Here is an 18,964-nt window from a genome sequence, read left to right as displayed (position 1 = left end):
AGCAAGGGCCGAGAGAGTTTCCGGCCAGTAGTATCCATGGAAATCACCGACATCTCCGTTACGAAGGTCAGCACCGAGTCGTGGGGCGAGTTCGTCGAGTTCCCACTCGTCACCGTGATGAGTAAGTTCGAGGAGTACAACAACGCCGAGGGCGACAACCCGCAGGCCCGCCGCAAGTGGATGGGTCCGGTCGGCGACGTGGTGGTCGAAGTCGAGACGGACGCCGGCATCACGGGCGTCGGGCACGGCAACTGGGCGACCGGTGCCATCGCTACCATCGTCGAGGAGACGCTCTCAAAGCTCGTCGTCGGCGAAGACCCGAGACAGAGAGAGCGACTGTGGGACATGATGTACCGCGCGACCATCCCGTTCGGGCGGAAGGGCGCGGCGATAGAGGCCATCAGCGCAGTAGATTTAGCGCTATGGGACATTGTCGGTAAGGAGGCGGACAAGCCCGTCTACGAGTTGCTCGGCGGGCCGGTGCAGGACGAAATTCCCGCGTACGCGAGCAACCTCCACCCTGTCGACCTCGACACGCTCGAACGGGAAGCGCTGGAGTACGCCGAAGAGGGCTTCGACGCAATGAAGCTGCGGTTCCAGCACGGCCCCGAGGCTGGCCGGGAGGGAATGAAGAAGAACGAGGAGATAGTGAAGACGGTGCGTGACGCCGTCGGCCACGATATCGCGATAGCGGGCGACGCGTACATGGGGTGGACGGTCCGCTACGCGAAGAAGATGCTCGGGCGGTTGGAGAAGTACGACATGGAGTGGGTTGAAGAGCCCGTCATCCCCGACGACTTAGACGGCTACGCGGAAGTCCGCGCGTCGTCGGACGTGCCCATCTCGGGCGGCGAACACGAGTTCACCCGCTGGGGGTACAAGGAAATGCTGGAGAAGGAGGCGGTCGACATCCTCCAACCCGACGTCCACCGCATGGGTGGGTTGACCGAACTGCTGCGCGTCGACGCGATGGCGAGTGCGCGCGACGTGCCGATAATCCCGCACTCGGGGACGAACCCGCACCTGCACTTCATCGCCGCCTCCGCGAACTCCCCGATGGCGGAGTACTTCCCCATCCCCGAGTGGTACAAGGAGCAACAGGGAGAGAAAGAATCGACGTACGCCGACGCCATCTACCAGCATCCGCCGAACGCAGAGGGCGGGGTTATCCCGCTGCCGGAGGGGGTCGGTCTGAGCGCGGAACTCAACCGCGAAGCGCTCGAGCACTTCGCCGTGGAGTGACCATGTCGGACATCAGCTTCGAGTACAACGTGCCGGTGTTCGCGGGCGCGCCGGAGTCGGGAACCGACCCCGTCCACCGCGACACGCCGTCCTACGAGACGCTCGATTGGGAGACGACGAAGATGGGCGTGGAGACGGCGGAGGAACTCGGCTTCGACGCGGCGTGGGCCCCGGACCACCTGATGCTCGGCCGCGACCACGCCGAGTACGAGTGTTGGACGCTCCTGAGCGCGATTGCGGGCTTCACCGACGACATCAACGTCGGTTCGCTCGTCCTCTGTAACGACTACCGGAACCCCGCCTTGGTGGCGAAGATGGCCGCCACGCTCGACGTGATAAGCGGCGGGCGACTCGAACTCGGACTCGGCGCGGGGTGGCACGAACCCGAGTACGACGCCTACGGGTGGGAGTACCGCGGCGGGTTCGAGCGACTGATGCGGTTGGACGAGTCCATCCGCCTGATGAAGCGGATGTGGGACGCCGGAAGCGACGGCGCGAGTTTCGACGGCGACCACTACCACATCGAGGACGCGTACTGCTCTCCGTCGCCGGTGCAGGATCCCCACCCGCCGATACTCGTCGGCGGACAGGGCGAGGACGTGACGCTCAAGTTGGTCGCCAAGCACGCCGACGTGTGGAACACGGACGTGTTCAACGGCGACGTGGAGACGTTGGAGCACAAGATAAGCGTCATCGAGGACCACTGCGAGACGGTCGGCAGGGACCCCGACGACATCATCTACTCGTGGGACGGCCACGTCATCTGCACCCGCGACGAGGAGAAACTCGACCGTCTCCTCGACCTGATGCTCCCCATCCAGTTCGAAGAGGAGTATCAGGACCAAGCGAACATCGAGACGGAGGCGGACGCCCGCGAGTTCTTCGTCATGGGCACCCCCGAGGAGTGCGCCGAGGCCATCGAACGGCGCATCGACGCCGGCGTGACGAAGTTCCAAGGTTGGTTCGTGGACTTCCCGGACACCGACGGGATGGAACTGTTCGCCGACGAAGTGATTCCGCAGTTCGACTGAGGCGAGGGTACGGACGGGTTCCGCAGAACCCGTCGAACGGCCGAGGTTAATCTAACTTATTTCGTTTTTGACGTGGAGAATATTACGAGTTTAGTATATGTGAAATATGGTGATAAAACGGAGTATCCTACGCATGGACCGAACTGAGGTCCAGATATTCTCGGACGGAGACGAACCGAAGGCTGATGCTAGAGTGTTCGCTTATCTGCGCTATCTGGCCCTCGTAATGGATACATTCCGGTGAACCGTTCCTCTCTACCTCAAGCCGGACGAATCCGACGCTCTCCCACGAGACGGAAAAAATTGGACTATTGACGGAGGCGGAACGCGGTTCGAGAGCGGGTTCGGGCCGGTTCGATCAGGGGGTGACGAGTATCTTCCCGACGCTCTCGCGGTCCCGCATCGCGGCGAAGGCGTCGTCGGTCGCCTCCAGCGGGTACGTCTCGTCTATCTCCGGGGAGAGTTCGCCGTCGGCGACGAGTTCGACCAACCGCTCCAAGTCGGTCTGCGTGCCCATCGTACTCCCGACGATGCGCTTCTGTCCGAGGAACAGATCGGGGACGTCTATCTCCGAGGTGCCGCCCGCGGTGCGCCCGCAGACGACCATCGTGCCGGCGCGGCGGAGCACGTCCAACCCGAGTCCGGTGTAGGGGCCGCCGAGGTGGTTCATCACCGCGTCCGGGCGGCCGATTTCCGTCACCGCCTCGCGGAGTTCGTCGGGGTCGGTCCCCTCGACGGCGTGGTCGAGTCCCAGTTCGTCGAGGCGGTCGAGTTTCGACGCCGAGGAGGAGGTGCCGATAGTCCGCGCCCCGAGAACGTCCGCGAGTTGGACGCTGGCGACGCCGACGCCGCCGGTCGCGCCGGGGACGAACACGAGGTCCGCGGGCGAGACGTCCGCCCGGCGGAGCATGTGGTAGGCGGTCACGTACGCCGTCGGGAGGGCCGCCGCCTCCGCCGCGGAGACCGACTCCGGGAGCGGAATCAGGCGGTCGGCGTCGACGCGCGCCGCCTCCGCGAGGCCGCCGTGGTACAGCGAGAAGTTCTCGCAGCGGTTCTCCGGCCCCTCTCGGCAGAACCGGCAGACGCCGCAGGTCTCGTTCGGGCAGAGGACGACGCGGTCCCCCGCCTCGACGCCGGTCACGCCCTCGCCCACCTCGTCTACGACGCCGGCGACGTCCAGTCCGCTGACGAACGGCAGGTCGTCGGCATCGACCATCGCGGAGTCGCCCTCCAGTATCCAGAGGTCGTGTCGGTTGATGGAACAGGCCTCCACGTCCACGACGGCCTCCCCCGGTTCGGGGTCCGGCGTCGGTCGGTCGGTGAGGGTCACTCCGTTCGGTCCGGTGAGTTCGCCGAACGCTGCAACGCGCATGAGTACACGCACCGGTCGCAGGCCCATAACCGTGGGTGACGGCTCTACAGTCGGCGCTCAGTCGCCGCCGTCTCCGTTCCTGCGCCGGTCGCGACCCCCGTCGGGCGGCGTCTCGGTCGGATCGCCGGCCCGAATCGCCGTCCGGAGTCAGACCTCGGCGATGTTGCCCGCGTGCTCGGCCGTCCGGCGTGGCGGGAGCGTCACGGCGGCCGACTGCCGGGGTTCGACGCCGCCCTCGACGACATCGAACCGCCCGTCTCGTGGGGCGACGCGCGAACGGTGCTCGAACGGTACCGTCCGGAGGGCGAGGGCGCGTACCCGGGCCTACTGCCGTTCGTACGCGACGACGTTCGCGGACTCGTCGAGCGTCAGTTTCAGCGCTCCGTCGTCGATGCGAACGGTGAGCTCCAGTTCGAGGGGGTCTTCGCTCGTGATCGTCGTCTCGGGGTCCAGAAGCGGTAGTAGCTCCCACGGGTACATCTCCCGCGGGTCGATCCCGGAGTCGAACAGGAACGACGTCACCGCGGGGTGGTCCATGACGACCGCGCCCGCGTTCAGGTGCGTCCGATCTCCGCACGCCCGGCACTCGAACTTGACGTCGAGCGCCGAGCGATACGCGACGGACTCCTCGTCCGAGAGGACGGTGAGCGTCGAATCCACGCGGCCGTGGCAGAGCTTACAGAACCCCCGACTCAGCCGGTGTGCGAGCGTCAGAACGTGCCTCCCGAACACCCGAGGAAGGTCCTCGCGGGGCGTGTTGGCGACGGTCACCGGAGGGACCGGCATCTTCGTTATCAGGTTCTCACACGCCGCGCAGGCGACGACGACGTCGCCCCCCTCGTACCGAGCGGTCAGCTCTTCGCCGCAGAACATGCACTCGCCCGCCGGAACGGAGTCGACTTCGATGTCTTCGGTCGAAAAGTGCCCTGAGACGGCCGCGCCGATGGTCTGTCTCCCCGTGTGCGTGAGTACGTACCCCCTCTCCGTCTTCCGAACGAACTCCGGGACGAGTACGCTCAGGTGGTAGTTGAACTGCCCCGAATCGCGGACGCCGACCCGCGACTGAAGTTCCGTGAACGAGAGCGGTTCGTCGTACTGGTCCCACAGTTCCCGGAGAATCGCGATTCGGAGCTCGTTGGCGACGGACCCGAACAGGTCGTCGAGTTCCGAGGCGGATATTCCGTCGACCGGCACGACGCGAAGTGGTCGCTCGATTTACATTAGTATTCCGTATATCGCACCGACTCGACGGCCGAAACCGGTCCGCCGTTCGGTACCCCCAGACGCTCGACCGCGAATATGTAATATTCCGAACAGAAAAATTTCCCTGCGAACGCTTACATTTCACCCCACCGTCATGTCGAGTATGCCCGAATCCCCCGATAGACGCCCCGTGCCCTCCACCAATCGGGCGACGAGCGAATCGAGGAGTCGCGGAAGGCGCTCTCCGGGTCCCGCCTCCCGGACCGTCCGCCGCGGACGAACCGCGCGTCGAGGCTCCCACCTGAGGGTGGCGAACTCGTTCGCTCCGACCGCGACTCTCGAACGAGTATGACCGACGACACCCCCGAGGAAGACGCGCGCACCGACGGGACGGGCGTCGTCGCGCCCGACGGAGAGACGCCGACGTGGCGGGAGCGCAAACAGCGCTCGCAGGGCCTCCCGCGACTCACGTACGAGTACTTCGAGCGCTCTCGCCGCGAGGACGAGGATCTGCGGCGGGAGTCCGACTACGTCGAACGCGACGTGTTGGGTTTTCCGACGTGGCCCCACGAGATACTCCGCAACCTCTCTATCGCGTGTTTCTTCGTCGGAATCATCCTGTTTCTGGCGGCGACGCTCCCGCCGCACATCGGCGCGCCGGCGAACCCCAGTTCCACGCCGGCCATCATCCTACCGGACTGGTACCTCTACTGGTCGTTCGGCCTGTTGAAGCTCGGTCCGCTGAACCCCGAAATGGCGGTCCTCGGCGGGCAGAAGCTGATGGGCGACCGGATGTACGGCGTCCTCGCGAACATCGTCGTCGTCGGCGCCATCGCCATCGTCCCCTTCCTGAACAAGGGAAGTGCGCGACGGCCGGTCGAGCAACCGTTCTGGGCGGCCGTCGGGGTCGGCGGCGTCACCTTCGCGTTGACTCTCAGCATCTACTCCGCGAAGAACCTCGTGCCGATGAACGTGGACCTACTGTTCGATATGACGTTCATCCTGCCGCCCGTCGCGGCCCTCGTCGCGTACCCGGTGCTGAAGGCGATGCGCGAAGGCTACATGTACGGCCTCAACAAGCGCTACTACCGCCTCCGCCCGCCGAAGTGACCCCTCTCGTGACCGGAGGACGGGATGGGATGTCATGAAGAGCCTTCGATTGGCTCTTCGACTACCAGAGCCTGGATTCCCCAGTAACGAAGGAGCCTGGTACTCCAGAACATATCACACCGCTGAGGGTATGTGCGTGCAACCCCCACTACGAGTAATTGAATGAGAACTGGACGAACACACCCGAACCGACGAACGATCCTCCGGCTAGCGAGTGGGATGCTGAGTGTCGCTGGCTGTCTCGGTGCCGCCACTAGCGGTTCCGATCCTCACGAAAGTAGCTCGACGTCAGACCACGACCACACACACGAGGAGGATACTCGTCTCGAGGGGCCGGTCGCTCACGCAGACGTCGCGATGCGGTCCAACGATGCTGGACACCACTTCGGTCCGTCCATCGTCTGGATAGAACAAGGCGGGACCGTCACCTGGACGAACGAGAGCGGCGCCCACACGGCGACAGCCTACCACCCCGACGTTGACAAACCGCTACGGATCCCAGAAAGGCGCATCGCCCTGGGACAGCGGTATGTTCAGCGAGCCCGGGAAGACGTTCGAGCGCTCTTTCGAGGACGGGGGAGTCTATGACTACTTCTGCACCCCGCACGAATACCGAGCGATGGTCGGAAGGGTTATCGTCGGCGAACCGAGCGTAGATACGCAGCCAGCGCTCGCACCACCACAGAACGGTCTCCCCGAAGAAGCGCAGACGTTGCTCTCTCAACTCAATGCACGAACGAAGGACGCCTTGAAGCAACTCGATGAATAGTACCCGCCCCTCGGCTAGTATCCAACCGTCTGCGAGTAGTACCCGACCGAACCATTTCCAGAGTACATGAACCACAAGACACCCGGACAATCAAACGACAGAGGCTCCCCAGAGCCCGCTAGATTCAGTAGACGAACGTTCCTCACCGCGGTCGGTGTCACGAGTATCGGTGCCCTCGCCGGTTGTTTAGGAGGGAGCGACTCCACGGCCAACTTCGGAGCGGGGGACGACGCCGAACGGTTCCGAAACGCCGCTGCATCGTCCCTCGACACTGCAACGTTATACAAGGCCCCGAACTGTTCGTGCTGCCTCGAGTACACCAAGTACCTCGAAACGGCGACTGACAGCAGCGTCGAAGTCGTCGAAGCCTCCGACCTCGCGAAGACGAAGGAGAAGTACAACGTCCCGCGAGACGTCGAAAGCTGCCATACTATGGACATCGGGGACTATTACGTAGAAGGTCACGTCCCGCTGGAAGCTATCGGAAAGCTCGCGGAAGAGAAACCCGACATCGCCGGAATTGCACTTCCGGGAATGCCTCGTGGGTCACCCGGAATGCCGGGTGAGAAGGCCGAGGAGTTCGTCATCTATGCCGCCTCTGCAGACGGTTCCTACCGCGAATTTATGCAGCTCTGATCGGTGCAAAGTCGATAGGAATTCTCATTCGGCCACGACGGGGGAAGAGAACGGTGTATGCTCCTCTACTGCGGTTTGACGACCGTTGCATCCGGTGTACTCGGAATCGGTAACCTCCCGGCGGCGGACCGTTCACAGGTCGAAGTACTGCTCTATCGCCGGACTCGTCCTTGCGGCAGTGTATTATCCGAATCCGGATGGAGCACCACGGGCCCGACGGGAGTCACGTGAGCGTCAGCGAACGTGACTACGTCGGAGGAGTGAGCGAAGCGAGTCCGAACGGACCCGACGGGAGTCACGTGAGCGTCAGGACGGACTGGACGACGCCGGCGACGTCGAGCCCGCTGACGAACGGCAGGTCGTCGGTGTCGACCATCGCGGGGTCACCCTCCAGTATTCAGAGGCCGTGTCGGTTGATGAAGTCCGCTTCGACGTCGACGACGGCCTCCCCCGGTCCGGGATCCGGCGTCGGTCGGTCGATGAGACTCGCTCCGTCCGGTCCGGTGAGTTCACCGAACGCTGCCACGCGCATGGTGGCACGGTTCGGCCGCAGGTCCACAACCGTGGGCAATCTACGTCGGGACTAACGAGGCGGAGGTCGAAGAGCGGAACGGTGACGCTCGTCGGCTCCGAGCCGTGGTCGGCGACTCAGAACACGTTCACCGTCACCGTCTGCGGGTCGAGGTCCTCCACGGCTACCTCGTACTCGCCGGGCGAGTCGAACGTGTGCAGGAACGTCAGGTCCGTCGACTTGCCGGGTTCGAGGTCGACTCCGCTCGTCCGGACGACGTCGTCGTCGACGGTGAGTTTGACCACCTGCAGGCTCTCCTCGTCACCGGTGTTGGTCACCGTCACCGGAATCTCCAGTTGGCGGCCCACCGTGGTCTCGTCGGGCACCTCGAAGCCCTCGTAGGAGAGCATCCGGAACTCCGCCGACTGTTCGGTGACCGTCACCGTCTCGGAGAACGAGGCGTCGCCGTCGACGACGTCCATCGTCACCTCGCGGTCGCCCGTCTCCGAGAGGCGGAGGGGGAACTCGACCTGCGTCTCCTCTCCGGCGCCGACGCGGACGAACGTCTCGTCGACCGTCTCGCCGTCGACGCTGAGCGTCATCCGTTTACCGCCGACGATGCCGCCCGCGTTGCTCGCCTCGACGAAGACGGTGAACGGTTCGCCGGCCATCACCCCCTCGGGGACGACGGGCGTGTCGTACTCGTAGGACGGCGGTTCGTACGCTGATATCTCGGACTGCTCGCCGTCTTCGGGGGGACGGAGACGGACGGCCTGCCCGCCGCCGGTGACCATCGACGCGTGGAGGGTGTCGTCGGCCGAGACGAGGAACTCGTAGTAGGCGACCTCGTCGGGGTTCGACTCGTAGTCGGCCTCGGGGCCGTCGGCGTACACCTCGGCGACGTACTTCCGATTGCTCTTCAGGAAGTCGAGGGAGACAGACAGCGTGCGCGGGGTGTCGTCCGTCCCGGTGCCGACGAACCACTCCTCCCCCTTGCGGCGGGCGATGGTGGCGTAATCGCCGATTTCGGCCGCGCCCGCGACCGTTTCGTCCCACGCCGCCGGAACCTGCTCGATGAACTCGAAGGTGTCCAAGTCGTCGTAGTGCTCCGGCATGTCGGCGACCATCTGGAGGCCGCTGAACAGCATCGGGTAGAGAGCGAGTTGGCGCGCGACGGTGTTGTGGACGCGCGTGTTGCCGTACTCCTCGTACAGGATGTCGAAGATGCCCGGCGTGTAGTCCAGCGGTCCGGCCACCATCCGCGTGAACGGGAGCGTGAGCGTGTGCGACGGCGGGTTCCCCTGCGGCCGGAAGTTCTCGTACTCCAGTCCGCTCACGCCCTCGCGGGTCATGAGGTTGGGGTACGTCCGCCGCACCCCGGTCGGTTTGATGGGTTCGTGGACGTTGAGCATGATCTCGTGCTCTGCGGCCTTCTTCGTCACGTGGCGGTAGTGGTTCACCATCCGCTGGCCGTGGTGGTGGTAGCGTTCGCCGTCGATGTCCAGTCCCTCCTCGCTGACGTAGCCGGACTTTATCGCGTGGATACCGAGGTCCTCGTACAGCGAGAACGCCTCCTCCAGTTGGTCCTCGTAGTTGCCGACGCCGCCCCCGGTCTCGTTGTGCGCGACGATGTTCACGCTCGGGTCCTTCGACTGTCCGTACTCGACGACCTCCCGCAGGTCGTAGTGCTCGGTCGACTCGGTGAACGAGAACTCGTGCGGCGGGTTGCTCCACGAGTCGAACCCGCCCTCCCAGCCGACGTTCCACCCCTCCACGAGGAGCGAGGAGATGCCGTGCTCGCTGGCGAAGTCGATGTAGCGCTTGGCGTTCTCGGTCGTAGCGCCCACGTCCGGACCGGGCGCCCACGTCGACTTGCCGACGTGAATCTCCCACCAGATGCCCATGTACTTCTGCGGCTCTATCCAGTCGGTGTCGTCCAACTCGTTGGGATCGTTCAGGTTGACGATGAGGTCCGACTCCACGAGGGCGCCCGGGTCGGACCCGAGGGTGAACGTCCGCCACGGCGAGACGTGCGGCGCCTCGCCTTTCACCTTCGACTCACCGTCGGGCCACGGGACGAGCGTGCTCTCGAACGTTGTCGGGTCGCCGTCGGCGCGGGTGAGCGTCATGCCCGCGTAGTCGGTCAGGGCCGCCTCGTGGACGCTCATGTACGCCTCGTCGCCGACGCGCATCGTCACCGGCGTGTTCGCGCCGTCCACCTCCGACCCCTTCTCGGGCGTCGGCTTGATCTCGCTCAGCGGCGTCTCCTCGTACAGGTACTCGTAGTTCTCCCAGTCGTCCGGAGTCCACCACGACGCGTAGTCGTCGGCGAACGCGAACTCCGTCCGCTCGTCGGTGATGACGAACGAGCCGAGGTTCTCCTGTTCGGGCAGCGCGTACCGGAACGCGGCACCGTCGTCGTAGGCGCGGAAGAGGAGGTTCAGAGACCGCTTCGACCCTTCCGTCTCCCGGAGGCCGACGGCCAGTTCCTCGTAGTTGTTCCGAATCGAGTCGCTCGTGCCCCAGACGGGCTCCCACGTCTCGTCGGCGCTGTGACGCTCCACGCCCGTCACCTCGAACGAGTCGTCCAAGGGCGCGGCGTCGCGGAAGGCGAGTCCGAGCGTCGACCGGTCCACCACCGTCCGACCGCCGTACGTGACGGCGTACGTCGGCGTCCCGTCGACCAACTCGAACGTCACCTCGACGTCGCCGCCGGGCGAGGTGAGCGACTGTACCTTCGCTCGGTCGCTCCGTTCGGTGCTCTCTATCGGCTCCGCCGCCACTCCGGACACGATCGACGTCAGTCCCCCGACGGCCGCCGCGCCGGCGACGAATTCGCGTCGTTCGAGAAGCGAACCGGACGTGTCGTTACAATCACGTGACATGAACTCAACCTCTCCGGGAAATATGATAAATGATTTTCACATCATTGCACAAATTCAATGAGAGTTCAATATGTTCTGGAACTGTCAGTTCAGGCGATAAACGGGAGAGGCTGCGGTGGCCGCCGTTCGCTCCCCGATTCGAATCCCGCGGCTGTCGCGACTTCGTTCCTCACGTCCGTTCGTCGCAGAAGTAGCGGACCCGACGGGAGTCACGGGAGCGTCAGCGAACGTGACTCCGTCGGGGGAGTGAGGCCGAAGGCCGAACGGACCCGACGGGATTTGAACCCGCGACATCTTGGTCCGGAACCAAGCACTCTGTCCGCTGAGCTACGGGCCCTCGGCAATCCGTACACCATCGCGCAGTATAACGGTTATGAAAACCCCGACCCCGTCCGGGTCGAGGAGTCTCGGCGTCGCGTCCCTCCGTCGTCGGCCGCCGCTACTCCTTCGTCGCCTGCGGGTGGTCAATGACGGCCGCTTTCCACGTCCCGCGGGTGAACCACAGGCCGGCGGCGACGGCGCCGAGAATCTGGCCGACGGCCATCCCGATCCAGATGCCCGTCTCGCCGAAGTCCCGCACGAACGAGAGGTAGTAGACAACGGGGATGCGGCCCAGCCAGAGGGCGAAAAGCGAGAACGCCAGCGCCGTCTTCGTGTTGCCCGCGCCGCGGTACGCGCCGAGAACGACCTGCAGGAGGCCGATGAAGCCGAACTCGAACGCACGGACGCGGACGTAGTCCGCCCCGAACGCGACGGTCCGCGCGGCGGCGTCCGTCCCTGTGCCGATGAAGACGCCGACGATGGGTTCCGCGAAGACGTACGCGACGACGCCGATGAGTATCATCACGCTCGACCCGGCTTTCACCGCCATCCAGACGGCGCGTTCGGCGCGTTCGGGCTTCGCGGCCCCGAGGTTCTGCCCGACGATGGTGTTCGTCGCCCGCCCTAGTCCCAACGCCGGGAGGAAGACCAGAGAGACGAGGCGGTTGCCGAGGCCGTACGCCGCCAACACCTCCGGGACGAACGTGACGACCATCGCGGTCAGAGTGATGAACCCGAGGGCGGTGGCGGACTGCTCGACGGCGCTCGGAACGCCGATGCGGACGATTTTCCGGACGACCTTCGGCCGGGGTCGGAAGTCGGACGGCGAGACGTCCGGTCCGGCGCTCGTGTAGAAGATGATGTAGACGCCGATGATCGTGGCGACGAGGCGGGAGAGCACCGTCGCAAACGCCGCGCCCTCGATGCCCCACCCCGCGAAGCCGGTGGCGGCGAAAAGCGCCGTCTCGACGCCGGGGACGCCGAGCATCCCGAACAGCGGGTTCGACTCGAAGCCGAAGATGAAGACGGGGTCGATGACGACGTTGACGAGGACGCTGACGAACATGACGGCCATCGGCGCGCGGGTGTTGCCGTACCCGCGCATCAGCGCCGAGAAGACGAAGAAGCCGAACAGCGCGGGGAGGCCGAGGAAGAAGATGCGCATGTAGTCGGCGGCCATCGGGACGACCTGAGCGGCCGTGGCGGGGGAACTCGGGAGGACCGAGAGCATGGCGTCCGTGGCGAAGAAGCCGAGGACGCCGACGACGACGGCGATGAGGGTGATGAACCCGAGCGTCTGCCCGGCGACGGTTCCCGCCGACGCCTCGCTGTCGGCCCCGGTGTACTGCGCGACGAGGGTGCTCCCGGCGACGGTGAACCCGCCGCCGACGGAGATGAGGAGGAAGATGAGCGGGAACGCGAGGCTGATGGCGGCGACGGCGTCCGTCGAGAGGCGGCCGAGCCAGACGGTGTCTGCCAGATTGTACGCGACCTGCAGTAACTCGGTGACGATGATGGGCCACGCGAGGGCGAATATCGGGCGCTTCAGGCCGCCCTCGGTGAGCGACCCGCCGCCCGTTGCGGGATTGGAGGGCACTGGACGGTACGAACGACGGTATTCAGTTTCAACCCGTCGATAGTCGAATAGGTTGCCGGATGTTTCGAATCGAAACGCGCTGCGGACGACCGGCGGCGGACGCTCCGCGGTCGGCGGTCGTTCGGCGTTGGAATCGGAAAAACGAGAACCTCGGGGTCGTTCGGGAATCGCGTCCCGGCGTTAGGGGGCTTCGCCCGTCTCGATGGTGAAGTCCGCGCGCGGGTAGGCGACGCAGGTGAGCGTGTACCCCTCGCCGAGTTCGGAGTCGTCGAGCATCTGCTGGTCGTCGTGGACGACGTAGTCCTCGGAGTTACCGCCCGAGGTAATCTGGCCGGCGCAGGAGACGCACTGGCCCTGCCGGCAGGCGTACGGGAGGTCCCATCCCTCGTCCTCGCCGGATTCGAGGACGGTCTTGTTGTTGGCGACTTCGACGGTTTCGCCCTGCTTGGCGAACTCCACCTCGAAGTACTCGACTTCGTCCTCGGGGATGTCCGCCGGGCTTCCGGAGTCCTCGCCGTCGCTGTCTTCGAGTTCTGCGCCCTCTTCGCCCGCGCCGACGGCGCCCGCCGCGACACCGCCGCCGCCGATGGACCGGTTCATCGGTTCGGGGAAGTCCGTCTCCGGGACGGTACTCGCCCGACGTTCGAGGACCTCTTGGGAGATGTCGGCGCTGGACTGCCACTCGGTGCCCCGAGAGAAGTGCAGGGCGACCGTGACGAGCGTCAGAGTCGCGCCGAGACCCAGACCCACGAGGTTGATTTCGACCATGAGGGGCGCTACGGAGTCGGGGGTTAAGGAAATTATGATCCACCTTTTACGCTGCGCTCGCCCGCGTCGCGGGCTCGATCGGTGAAAATCTGTCTTGGCGAACGTAGCGAGCCGAGGCTCGTCAGGGTTTCACTCTGACGGTGGACCAAAAACGCGCTCGCTTCGCTCCCGGAGCGACCCCTTCGACCTACTCCTCGCGCACGACTTCGTGCCGACCGAAGCCGTACCGGAGGCGGTTCGCCAGACGGCGGGAGAACCGCGCCTCGTCGCGACTGCCGAAGCGTTCGGCGAGGGACTGATAGATGAGCGGAACCGGAACCTCCTGTTCGAGGGCCTCTCGGACGGTCCACGTCCCGGTAGACCCGCCGGAGACGTGGTCGGCCACGTCGCCGAGGTCGGTCCCCTCCTCGCGGAACGCCTCCTCGCAGAGTTCCAACAGCCACGACCGGATGACCGCGCCGTTGTTCCACGTCCGCGCGACGGATTCGAGGTCCAAATCGTACCGGCCGTTCGCGAGGAGTTCGAAGCCCTCGCCGTACGCCTGCATGAGGGCGTACTCGACGCCGTTGTGGACCATCTTCACGTAGTGGCCCGACCCGGCGGGGCCCATCCGGTCGTGACCGTCGGGGCCGGTGGCGACGGCGTCGAAGACGGGCGTCATCTCCTCGTACGCCCACTGCGGGCCGCCGACCATGAGTGAGAAGCCGAGTTCCGCGCCCGCGGGGCCGCCGGAGGTGCCGCAGTCGAGGTACGCCGCCTCCGTCTCCTCGGCGCGGCGGACCGACTTCTCGAAGTGGGAGTTGCCGCCGTCCACGACCACGTCGTCGGCGTCGAGGTGGGGCGCCAGTTCCTCCAGCGTCGCGTCCACCGCCTCGCCCGCGGGGACCATGAGCCATATGCGCTTGTCGTCGCCGAGGCGGTCCGCGAGGTCGGCGACGCTCTCGGCGGGCGTCGCTCCCGCGTCGGCGGCCGTCGCGACGGCCTCCGCGCTGAGGTCGAAGGCGACGACTTCGTGGCCCGCCTCTACGACTCTGTTCACGACTATCTGACCCATGCGGCCGAGTCCGATGACGCCCAGTTGCATGGGTGGCCGTCCATCGGCGGGGGAGGTAGTGGTTCCGATTCGCGGGGGAGGCGCCGGCGTTCGGGCCTCCGCTCCCGCCCCGGAAACGCCCGTCGCGCCTATGGACGTTCAGAGCGTAGTCTCCAATATGCTCGGGGATTTGACACGCACGGACGCGCTGACCGCGGCACCGGAGACGACGGTCGCCGACGCGGCGGCGGCGATGCGAACCCGCGACGCGGACGTCGTCGTCGTCGTGGACGAGCACCGACCGCTGGGACTCCTCACGCCGGAGACCATCGGCCGCGCCGTCGTCGCCGACGAGGACGTGCGCGAGATGTCGGTGGGGGACCTCGTCGCCGAGGACCCGGTGACCGTTCGGGAGACGGCCGACCGTGAGGCCCTCGTGCGCCTGTTCGCCCGGCGGGACGTCCGGGCGGCAATCGTGGTGGACGACGGCGACGAGTACGCCGGCGTCGTCACGTTCGAGAACCTGTTGGCGGCATACGCCCGGGAGTTCGACGCGTTGCTCGAACTCACCGAGTGAGGAGATTTTTTCTCCGCCGCGGGCGACTCGCCGGTATGGACCTACGCATCCGAGAACACGCCGACGTTCTCGTAGACTGGAGTGCGCGCGTCGAACCCGGCGACGACGTGGTCGTCAGCGTCGCCGAGGGGGCGCACGAACTCGCCGTCGCCGTCGCCGAGAAACTGGGCGAACGCGGCGCGAACGTCGTGACGACGTACGCCTCCGACGAGGTGTCCCGCGCGTACCTCCGCGCCCACGACGGCGACTTCGAGACCGCAGACCACGAACTCGCCCTCTACGAGAACGCCGACTCGGTGCTGTTCCTCGGCGGCGGCCGCAACACCTTCGCCACCGCGGACGTGCCGGGCGAGACGCGACAGGCCGCCTCCCGCGCGAATGAGGCGGTCCGCGAGGCCCGCCTGGACACCGACTGGGTGTCCACCGTCCACCCCACCCGTTCGCTGGCCCAACAGGCCGGGATGTCCGTCGAACAGTACCGCGAGTTCGTCTACGACGCCGTCCTCCGCGACTGGGAGGCGTTGGCCGAGGAGATGGCGAAGATGAAGGAGGTACTCGACGAGGGGAGCGAAGTTCGACTCCGGAAGGGCGACGGTACCGACCTGTCCATGTCCATCGAAGGCCGCACCGCCGTCAACTCCGCCGCCTCCGTCGCCTACGACTCCCACAACCTCCCCTCCGGCGAGGTGTTCACCGCGCCGTACGACCCGGAGGGCGAGGTGTTCTTCGACGTGCCGATGACGCTCTCGGGCACGCGCGTGCGAAACGTCCACCTCACGTTCGAGGGCGGCGAAGTGGTCGATTACGCCGCCGAGACGGGCGAGGACGCCCTCGGCGACATCCTCGATACCGACGAGGGCGCGCGCCGCCTCGGCGAACTCGGCATCGGGATGAACCGCGGCATCGACCGCTTCACGGACAACATCCTCTTCGACGAGAAGATGGGCGACACCGTCCACCTCGCCGTCGGGCGCGCGTACGACTCCTGTCTCCCCGAGGACGAGGACGGCAACTCCTCCGCCGTCCACGCGGACATGATAACTGACGTGAGCGAGGACTCCAGACTCGAAGTGGACGGCGACGTCGTCCAACGCGACGGCACGTTCCGGTGGGAGGACGGCTTCGAGGAGTGACCGCGAGAATCAAACCGATATAGGACCCCCTTTTTGCCTTCTAGGCGGATCTCACCCCTTATTTCGGTATTTTGGCGCAAAATGTCGGAGAAGATTTTAGTTCTCCGAGCGGCAATTATCGCCCGAACTCGGAGGTGAGACCGATGCTCCCGACGACCACGTCTTGGACGCAAGGTCTCGACCTTCCCGGACGAACCCTCTTGGACGGACCGTTCGCCAACCGACCCGACGAGGGGTACGAACTGTACGAGGAGGACGACGCGTTCGTCCTCAGCATCGACGTGCCGGGGTTCGGCCCCGAGGAGATAGACCTTCGGTGGCACGACGGTCGGTTGACCGTCGCGGCCGAACACGTCGACGAAGAGCGCAGTCGAAAGAAGACGTACCACCGGTCGTTCCGCCTGCCCAAGCGGGTCGCCCCCGAGGAGGCCGAAGCCTCCTACCACAACGGCCTCCTCGAAGTCCGCCTGCCCATCGAGGGCGAGATGACCCGCGGAACCGAGATCCCCATCGAGGGCTGACCGGCCGGTGACACCGCCTGCCCGCTCTGACGCCGATTTTTTCGGACGCTGACTCCCGGTAGCGATCAGTATCTCGACGCCGCCTCGTCCTCTCAGTCGAGCGCCCGCATCGTCGCTCCGCACCGCGGACAGACGGTCGTGGGGTCGCCGGGTTCCGACTGGAAGTCGCACCGCGCGCACTCGTACCACAGCGACCGGTCGAACGAGTCCGTCATGCCGTCGGGTACGCGTTTGTGTGCGTTAATCGTTATCGTGCCTCGCGGTGAGTGTACCGAACTCCGACCTGTCGGCGCCGTCGCGGGCCGGAGTCGCTTTCGACGTACTTTTTATCGGCGGTCGTTTCGTTCCACCCATGGCAGACTTCAAGGTTGTCGTCTCCGACCCCGACACCGGGAACACCTACCAGTTCGAGGTCGACGGACAGGACGCGAACCGATTCCTCGGCCGCGACATCGGCGACGAGGTAGACGGCGCACCCGTCGGACTCGACGGCTTCACGCTCGAACTCACCGGCGGTTCCGACCAGGCCGGACGCCCGATGCGAGACAACGTCGCCGGCCCGAACCTCAAGGAACTCCTCCTCGAGGGCGGCGTCGGCTACAAGCCGAACCGCGACGGCGAACGCAAGCGCGTCACCGTCCGCGGCCGTCAGGTCTCCGAGGAGACCGCACAGATAAACGCGAAGGTCGTCGGCGGGGACGGCGACGTCGCCGCCGCCCTCGGCGAGGGCGACGACGAAGGCGACGCCGAAGCCGAAGCCGAAGACGAGTAACGACCTGACTCGTGTCCGAACGCGTCCCCAGCGACCACGCCTCGGTCACGACGTTTCGCGCGAACATCGCGCGTAGCGGCGGGACCCGACGGCCCTGTCTCCGCCTCCCCGACGGGGCGGACGTCGGGGAGGGCGACCTGATTCGCCTCCTCGTCGGCGGGGGGCACTACCACGCCCGCGTCGATGCGGACGCGTCCGGCCGTCTCGTTCGCGGCGCGTACGACAACAAGCGACTCGCCCGGAACCCCGGCGAGGGGGAGAACCGCCTCGCCGAGTGGTGTTCGGAGACGGGTCGCGGCCCCGGGTCGGCGGTCGAACTCGACGAACTCGAACCCGGGTTCTGTTACGGCCTGCGCGAACCCGGCAAACGGACCGTCTACTCCGTTCCGAAGCGGCCGAACGCCTCGCTCTCGGACATCGCCGAGAGGTTCGGCGGCGACGGGTAGTCCGGTCGTTCGTCTCCGAGTTCAGGCGCTTTTTACGCCTCCGTGCGTCAGAGACAGTATGAGCAAACTCGAGGAGTTCCTCGCGGGCGAACGCACCGACGACGTCGCGCTGTTTCTCACCCACGAGTATCTCGACAGTCAGGGGAAACTGCCGAACCTCGGCGAGGAGGTGGAGAACGGCTACGTCCTCGTCGTGGACGGCGACGACGGCCGCCGCGCGTTCGCCGCCGGAACCGGCATGGACGCCATGGAGTTCGCCCAACAGGCCACCGGGACGAAGAGCCACGTCGAACGCGACTTGGGCGGCGGCGAGTGCCCGAACCGCGAACCCGACGAGAACCACCAGACGCGGTTCATCTTCGCGTTCGCCGAGGAACGGAACGAGAGCGTCGGCGGCCTGTACGAACGCGGCGACGTGGTCCACGCCTACGCCCACTGCACCTGCGGGACCGACTACTCCGATCGGTGGGTCGTCGGCGAGGAAGGAGAGACGGGCGTCCAACCCGGCGAGGACGAACCCGCCGAGGCGCGGTAGACGAGTTCGACGACCTGGACAACGTATTTGTCGCTTCGGGTGATACTCTCTCGCATGCAGGGACCGACCGTGACGCTCCGAGGGGCGGCAGACTCCCTCTCGTACGTCGAGACGCTACTGGAGGCGAACGGGTTGCCGTCGCGCGACGTGCGGTCGAAGCCGGACTGCTTCTACGTCGGGTACGCGGACGGCGACGCCCTCGGCGTCGGCGGCGTCGAAACGTACGAAAACTCCGGCCTCCTCCGCTCCGTCGCCGTCGAGGAGTCGGCGCGGGGCGAGGGGTACGGGACGGCGCTCTGCGACGCACTCGAAGCGGAGGCCCGAGATGCGGGCGTCGGGACGCTGTATCTCCTCACGACCACCGCCGCCGTGTTCTTCGCCGGCAGGGGGTACGAGGAACTCGAACGGGCGGACGCGCCCGCCGAAATCCGGCGGACGACCGAGTTCGAAGAGCTCTGTCCCGCGTCGGCCGTCTGCATGAGGAAGTCGCTGTGATTCCCGG

At 66.0% G+C, this 18,964-nt stretch carries 19 protein-coding genes, 1 tRNA gene and 1 pseudogene; 12 read left to right on the top strand and 9 right to left on the bottom strand.

The window, feature by feature from the left end:
* The first annotated feature begins 36 nt into the window (after positions 1-36).
* Positions 37-1,242, top strand: a complete 1,206-nt coding sequence (locus ACZ522_RS10530; protein WP_379692348.1) for an enolase C-terminal domain-like protein — start codon at positions 37-39, stop codon at positions 1,240-1,242.
* Between the two features lie 2 nt (positions 1,243-1,244).
* The gene (locus tag ACZ522_RS10525; protein WP_379692350.1) at positions 1,245-2,273 is read left to right on the top strand and encodes an LLM class flavin-dependent oxidoreductase; all 1,029 of its coding nucleotides are present in this window, start codon (positions 1,245-1,247) and stop codon (positions 2,271-2,273) included.
* 358 nt (positions 2,274-2,631) lie between these two features.
* Here ACZ522_RS10525 and ACZ522_RS10520 read toward each other — a convergent pair whose 3' ends face one another.
* Positions 2,632-3,645: an alcohol dehydrogenase catalytic domain-containing protein gene (locus ACZ522_RS10520; RefSeq protein WP_379692352.1), complete on the bottom strand. Its 1,014-nt coding sequence runs from the start codon at positions 3,643-3,645 to the stop codon at positions 2,632-2,634.
* 324 nt (positions 3,646-3,969) lie between these two features.
* Positions 3,970-4,839 carry a DUF7351 domain-containing protein gene (locus ACZ522_RS10515; RefSeq protein WP_379692354.1) on the bottom strand — a complete coding sequence of 290 codons (870 nt, stop codon included), beginning with the start codon at positions 4,837-4,839 and terminating at the stop codon, positions 3,970-3,972.
* A 357-nt stretch (positions 4,840-5,196) separates the two neighbouring features.
* Here ACZ522_RS10515 and ACZ522_RS10510 point away from each other — a divergent pair, with 357 nt between their 5' ends.
* From ACZ522_RS10510 to ACZ522_RS10500, 3 genes are all read left to right on the top strand, one after another.
* The gene (locus ACZ522_RS10510) at positions 5,197-5,958 is read left to right on the top strand and encodes a cytochrome b family protein (RefSeq protein ID WP_379692356.1); all 762 of its coding nucleotides are present in this window, start codon (positions 5,197-5,199) and stop codon (positions 5,956-5,958) included.
* A gap of 529 nt (positions 5,959-6,487) precedes the next feature.
* Positions 6,488-6,727: a cupredoxin domain-containing protein gene (locus ACZ522_RS10505; RefSeq protein WP_379692358.1), complete on the top strand. Its 240-nt coding sequence runs from the start codon at positions 6,488-6,490 to the stop codon at positions 6,725-6,727.
* 66 nt (positions 6,728-6,793) lie between these two features.
* Positions 6,794-7,363, top strand: coding sequence for a DUF411 domain-containing protein (locus tag ACZ522_RS10500; RefSeq protein ID WP_379692360.1), 570 nt, complete (start codon positions 6,794-6,796; stop codon positions 7,361-7,363).
* A 310-nt stretch (positions 7,364-7,673) separates the two neighbouring features.
* Here the strand turns inward: ACZ522_RS10500 and ACZ522_RS10495 are convergent.
* The 6 genes and pseudogenes from ACZ522_RS10495 to gnd all read right to left on the bottom strand — a co-directional run.
* Positions 7,674-7,895 (bottom strand): annotated as a pseudogene (locus ACZ522_RS10495) (alcohol dehydrogenase); the annotation flags it as partial.
* Between the two features lie 116 nt (positions 7,896-8,011).
* On the bottom strand, positions 8,012-10,759 hold the full coding sequence (locus ACZ522_RS10490; protein WP_379692362.1) for a glycoside hydrolase family 97 N-terminal domain-containing protein: 2,748 nt from the start codon (positions 10,757-10,759) through the stop codon (positions 8,012-8,014).
* Between the two features lie 264 nt (positions 10,760-11,023).
* Positions 11,024-11,096 (bottom strand) — tRNA-Arg (locus tag ACZ522_RS10485).
* Positions 11,097-11,198: 102 nt separating this feature from the next.
* Positions 11,199-12,677 (bottom strand): MATE family efflux transporter, encoded by a 1,479-nt coding sequence (locus ACZ522_RS10480; RefSeq protein WP_379692363.1) that lies wholly within the window; start codon positions 12,675-12,677, stop codon positions 11,199-11,201.
* Positions 12,678-12,857: 180 nt separating this feature from the next.
* Complete coding sequence (locus tag ACZ522_RS10475) at positions 12,858-13,445, bottom strand: 2Fe-2S iron-sulfur cluster-binding protein (RefSeq protein WP_379692365.1); 588 nt, start codon at positions 13,443-13,445, stop codon at positions 12,858-12,860.
* 187 nt (positions 13,446-13,632) lie between these two features.
* Positions 13,633-14,529 carry a phosphogluconate dehydrogenase (NAD(+)-dependent, decarboxylating) gene (gene gnd / locus ACZ522_RS10470; RefSeq protein ID WP_379692366.1) on the bottom strand — a complete coding sequence of 299 codons (897 nt, stop codon included), beginning with the start codon at positions 14,527-14,529 and terminating at the stop codon, positions 13,633-13,635.
* A 139-nt stretch (positions 14,530-14,668) separates the two neighbouring features.
* Here gnd and ACZ522_RS10465 point away from each other — a divergent pair, with 139 nt between their 5' ends.
* The 3 genes from ACZ522_RS10465 (at position 14,669) to ACZ522_RS10455 (ending at position 16,709) form a co-directional block, all read left to right on the top strand.
* Positions 14,669-15,055, top strand: a complete 387-nt coding sequence (locus tag ACZ522_RS10465; protein ID WP_379692368.1) for a CBS domain-containing protein — start codon at positions 14,669-14,671, stop codon at positions 15,053-15,055.
* Between the two features lie 35 nt (positions 15,056-15,090).
* Positions 15,091-16,188 carry an aminopeptidase gene (locus ACZ522_RS10460; protein WP_379692370.1) on the top strand — a complete coding sequence of 366 codons (1,098 nt, stop codon included), beginning with the start codon at positions 15,091-15,093 and terminating at the stop codon, positions 16,186-16,188.
* 143 nt (positions 16,189-16,331) lie between these two features.
* The gene (locus ACZ522_RS10455; RefSeq protein ID WP_379692372.1) at positions 16,332-16,709 is read left to right on the top strand and encodes an Hsp20/alpha crystallin family protein; all 378 of its coding nucleotides are present in this window, start codon (positions 16,332-16,334) and stop codon (positions 16,707-16,709) included.
* A gap of 92 nt (positions 16,710-16,801) precedes the next feature.
* Here the strand turns inward: ACZ522_RS10455 and ACZ522_RS10450 are convergent, their stop codons facing one another.
* On the bottom strand, positions 16,802-16,924 hold the full coding sequence (locus tag ACZ522_RS10450) for a hypothetical protein (RefSeq protein WP_379692373.1): 123 nt from the start codon (positions 16,922-16,924) through the stop codon (positions 16,802-16,804).
* A 137-nt stretch (positions 16,925-17,061) separates the two neighbouring features.
* Between ACZ522_RS10450 and ACZ522_RS10445 the strand changes: the two genes are divergently transcribed.
* Genes ACZ522_RS10445 through arsN2 form a run of 4 tightly spaced genes read left to right on the top strand, consistent with a single transcriptional unit; the run spans position 17,062 to position 18,957 of the window.
* Positions 17,062-17,481 carry a 30S ribosomal protein S6e gene (locus tag ACZ522_RS10445; protein WP_379692374.1) on the top strand — a complete coding sequence of 140 codons (420 nt, stop codon included), beginning with the start codon at positions 17,062-17,064 and terminating at the stop codon, positions 17,479-17,481.
* A gap of 11 nt (positions 17,482-17,492) precedes the next feature.
* Positions 17,493-17,927 carry a DUF7112 family protein gene (locus tag ACZ522_RS10440; RefSeq protein WP_379692376.1) on the top strand — a complete coding sequence of 145 codons (435 nt, stop codon included), beginning with the start codon at positions 17,493-17,495 and terminating at the stop codon, positions 17,925-17,927.
* A 58-nt stretch (positions 17,928-17,985) separates the two neighbouring features.
* The gene (locus ACZ522_RS10435) at positions 17,986-18,462 is read left to right on the top strand and encodes a DUF5807 family protein (protein ID WP_379692378.1); all 477 of its coding nucleotides are present in this window, start codon (positions 17,986-17,988) and stop codon (positions 18,460-18,462) included.
* Between the two features lie 54 nt (positions 18,463-18,516).
* Positions 18,517-18,957, top strand: coding sequence for an arsenic resistance N-acetyltransferase ArsN2 (gene arsN2, locus ACZ522_RS10430; protein WP_379692379.1), 441 nt, complete (start codon positions 18,517-18,519; stop codon positions 18,955-18,957).
* The last annotated feature ends 7 nt before the right edge of the window (positions 18,958-18,964 follow it).

It is taken from the genome of Halopelagius fulvigenes, from assembly GCF_055398025.1.
Note: the sequence above shows the minus strand (reverse complement) of the source record. Positions and strands in the feature narration are given on the sequence as shown.

What these genes read in the sequence shown, in the direction of transcription:
- ACZ522_RS10530 (WP_379692348.1), top strand. Translation starts at nt 37, where the DNA reads ATGGAAATCACCGACATCTCCGTTACGAAGGTCAGCACCGAGTCGTGG.
- ACZ522_RS10525 (WP_379692350.1), top strand. Translation starts at nt 1,245, where the DNA reads ATGTCGGACATCAGCTTCGAGTACAACGTGCCGGTGTTCGCGGGCGCG.
- ACZ522_RS10520 (WP_379692352.1), bottom strand. Translation starts at nt 3,645, where the DNA reads ATGCGCGTTGCAGCGTTCGGCGAACTCACCGGACCGAACGGAGTGACC.
- ACZ522_RS10510 (WP_379692356.1), top strand. Translation starts at nt 5,197, where the DNA reads ATGACCGACGACACCCCCGAGGAAGACGCGCGCACCGACGGGACGGGC.
- ACZ522_RS10505 (WP_379692358.1), top strand. Translation starts at nt 6,488, where the DNA reads ATGTTCAGCGAGCCCGGGAAGACGTTCGAGCGCTCTTTCGAGGACGGG.
- ACZ522_RS10500 (WP_379692360.1), top strand. Translation starts at nt 6,794, where the DNA reads ATGAACCACAAGACACCCGGACAATCAAACGACAGAGGCTCCCCAGAG.
- ACZ522_RS10490 (WP_379692362.1), bottom strand. Translation starts at nt 10,759, where the DNA reads ATGTCACGTGATTGTAACGACACGTCCGGTTCGCTTCTCGAACGACGC.
- ACZ522_RS10475 (WP_379692365.1), bottom strand. Translation starts at nt 13,445, where the DNA reads ATGGTCGAAATCAACCTCGTGGGTCTGGGTCTCGGCGCGACTCTGACG.
- gnd (WP_379692366.1), bottom strand. Translation starts at nt 14,529, where the DNA reads ATGCAACTGGGCGTCATCGGACTCGGCCGCATGGGTCAGATAGTCGTG.
- ACZ522_RS10460 (WP_379692370.1), top strand. Translation starts at nt 15,091, where the DNA reads ATGGACCTACGCATCCGAGAACACGCCGACGTTCTCGTAGACTGGAGT.
- ACZ522_RS10455 (WP_379692372.1), top strand. Translation starts at nt 16,332, where the DNA reads ATGCTCCCGACGACCACGTCTTGGACGCAAGGTCTCGACCTTCCCGGA.
- ACZ522_RS10450 (WP_379692373.1), bottom strand. Translation starts at nt 16,924, where the DNA reads ATGACGGACTCGTTCGACCGGTCGCTGTGGTACGAGTGCGCGCGGTGC.
- ACZ522_RS10445 (WP_379692374.1), top strand. Translation starts at nt 17,062, where the DNA reads ATGGCAGACTTCAAGGTTGTCGTCTCCGACCCCGACACCGGGAACACC.
- ACZ522_RS10435 (WP_379692378.1), top strand. Translation starts at nt 17,986, where the DNA reads ATGAGCAAACTCGAGGAGTTCCTCGCGGGCGAACGCACCGACGACGTC.
- arsN2 (WP_379692379.1), top strand. Translation starts at nt 18,517, where the DNA reads ATGCAGGGACCGACCGTGACGCTCCGAGGGGCGGCAGACTCCCTCTCG.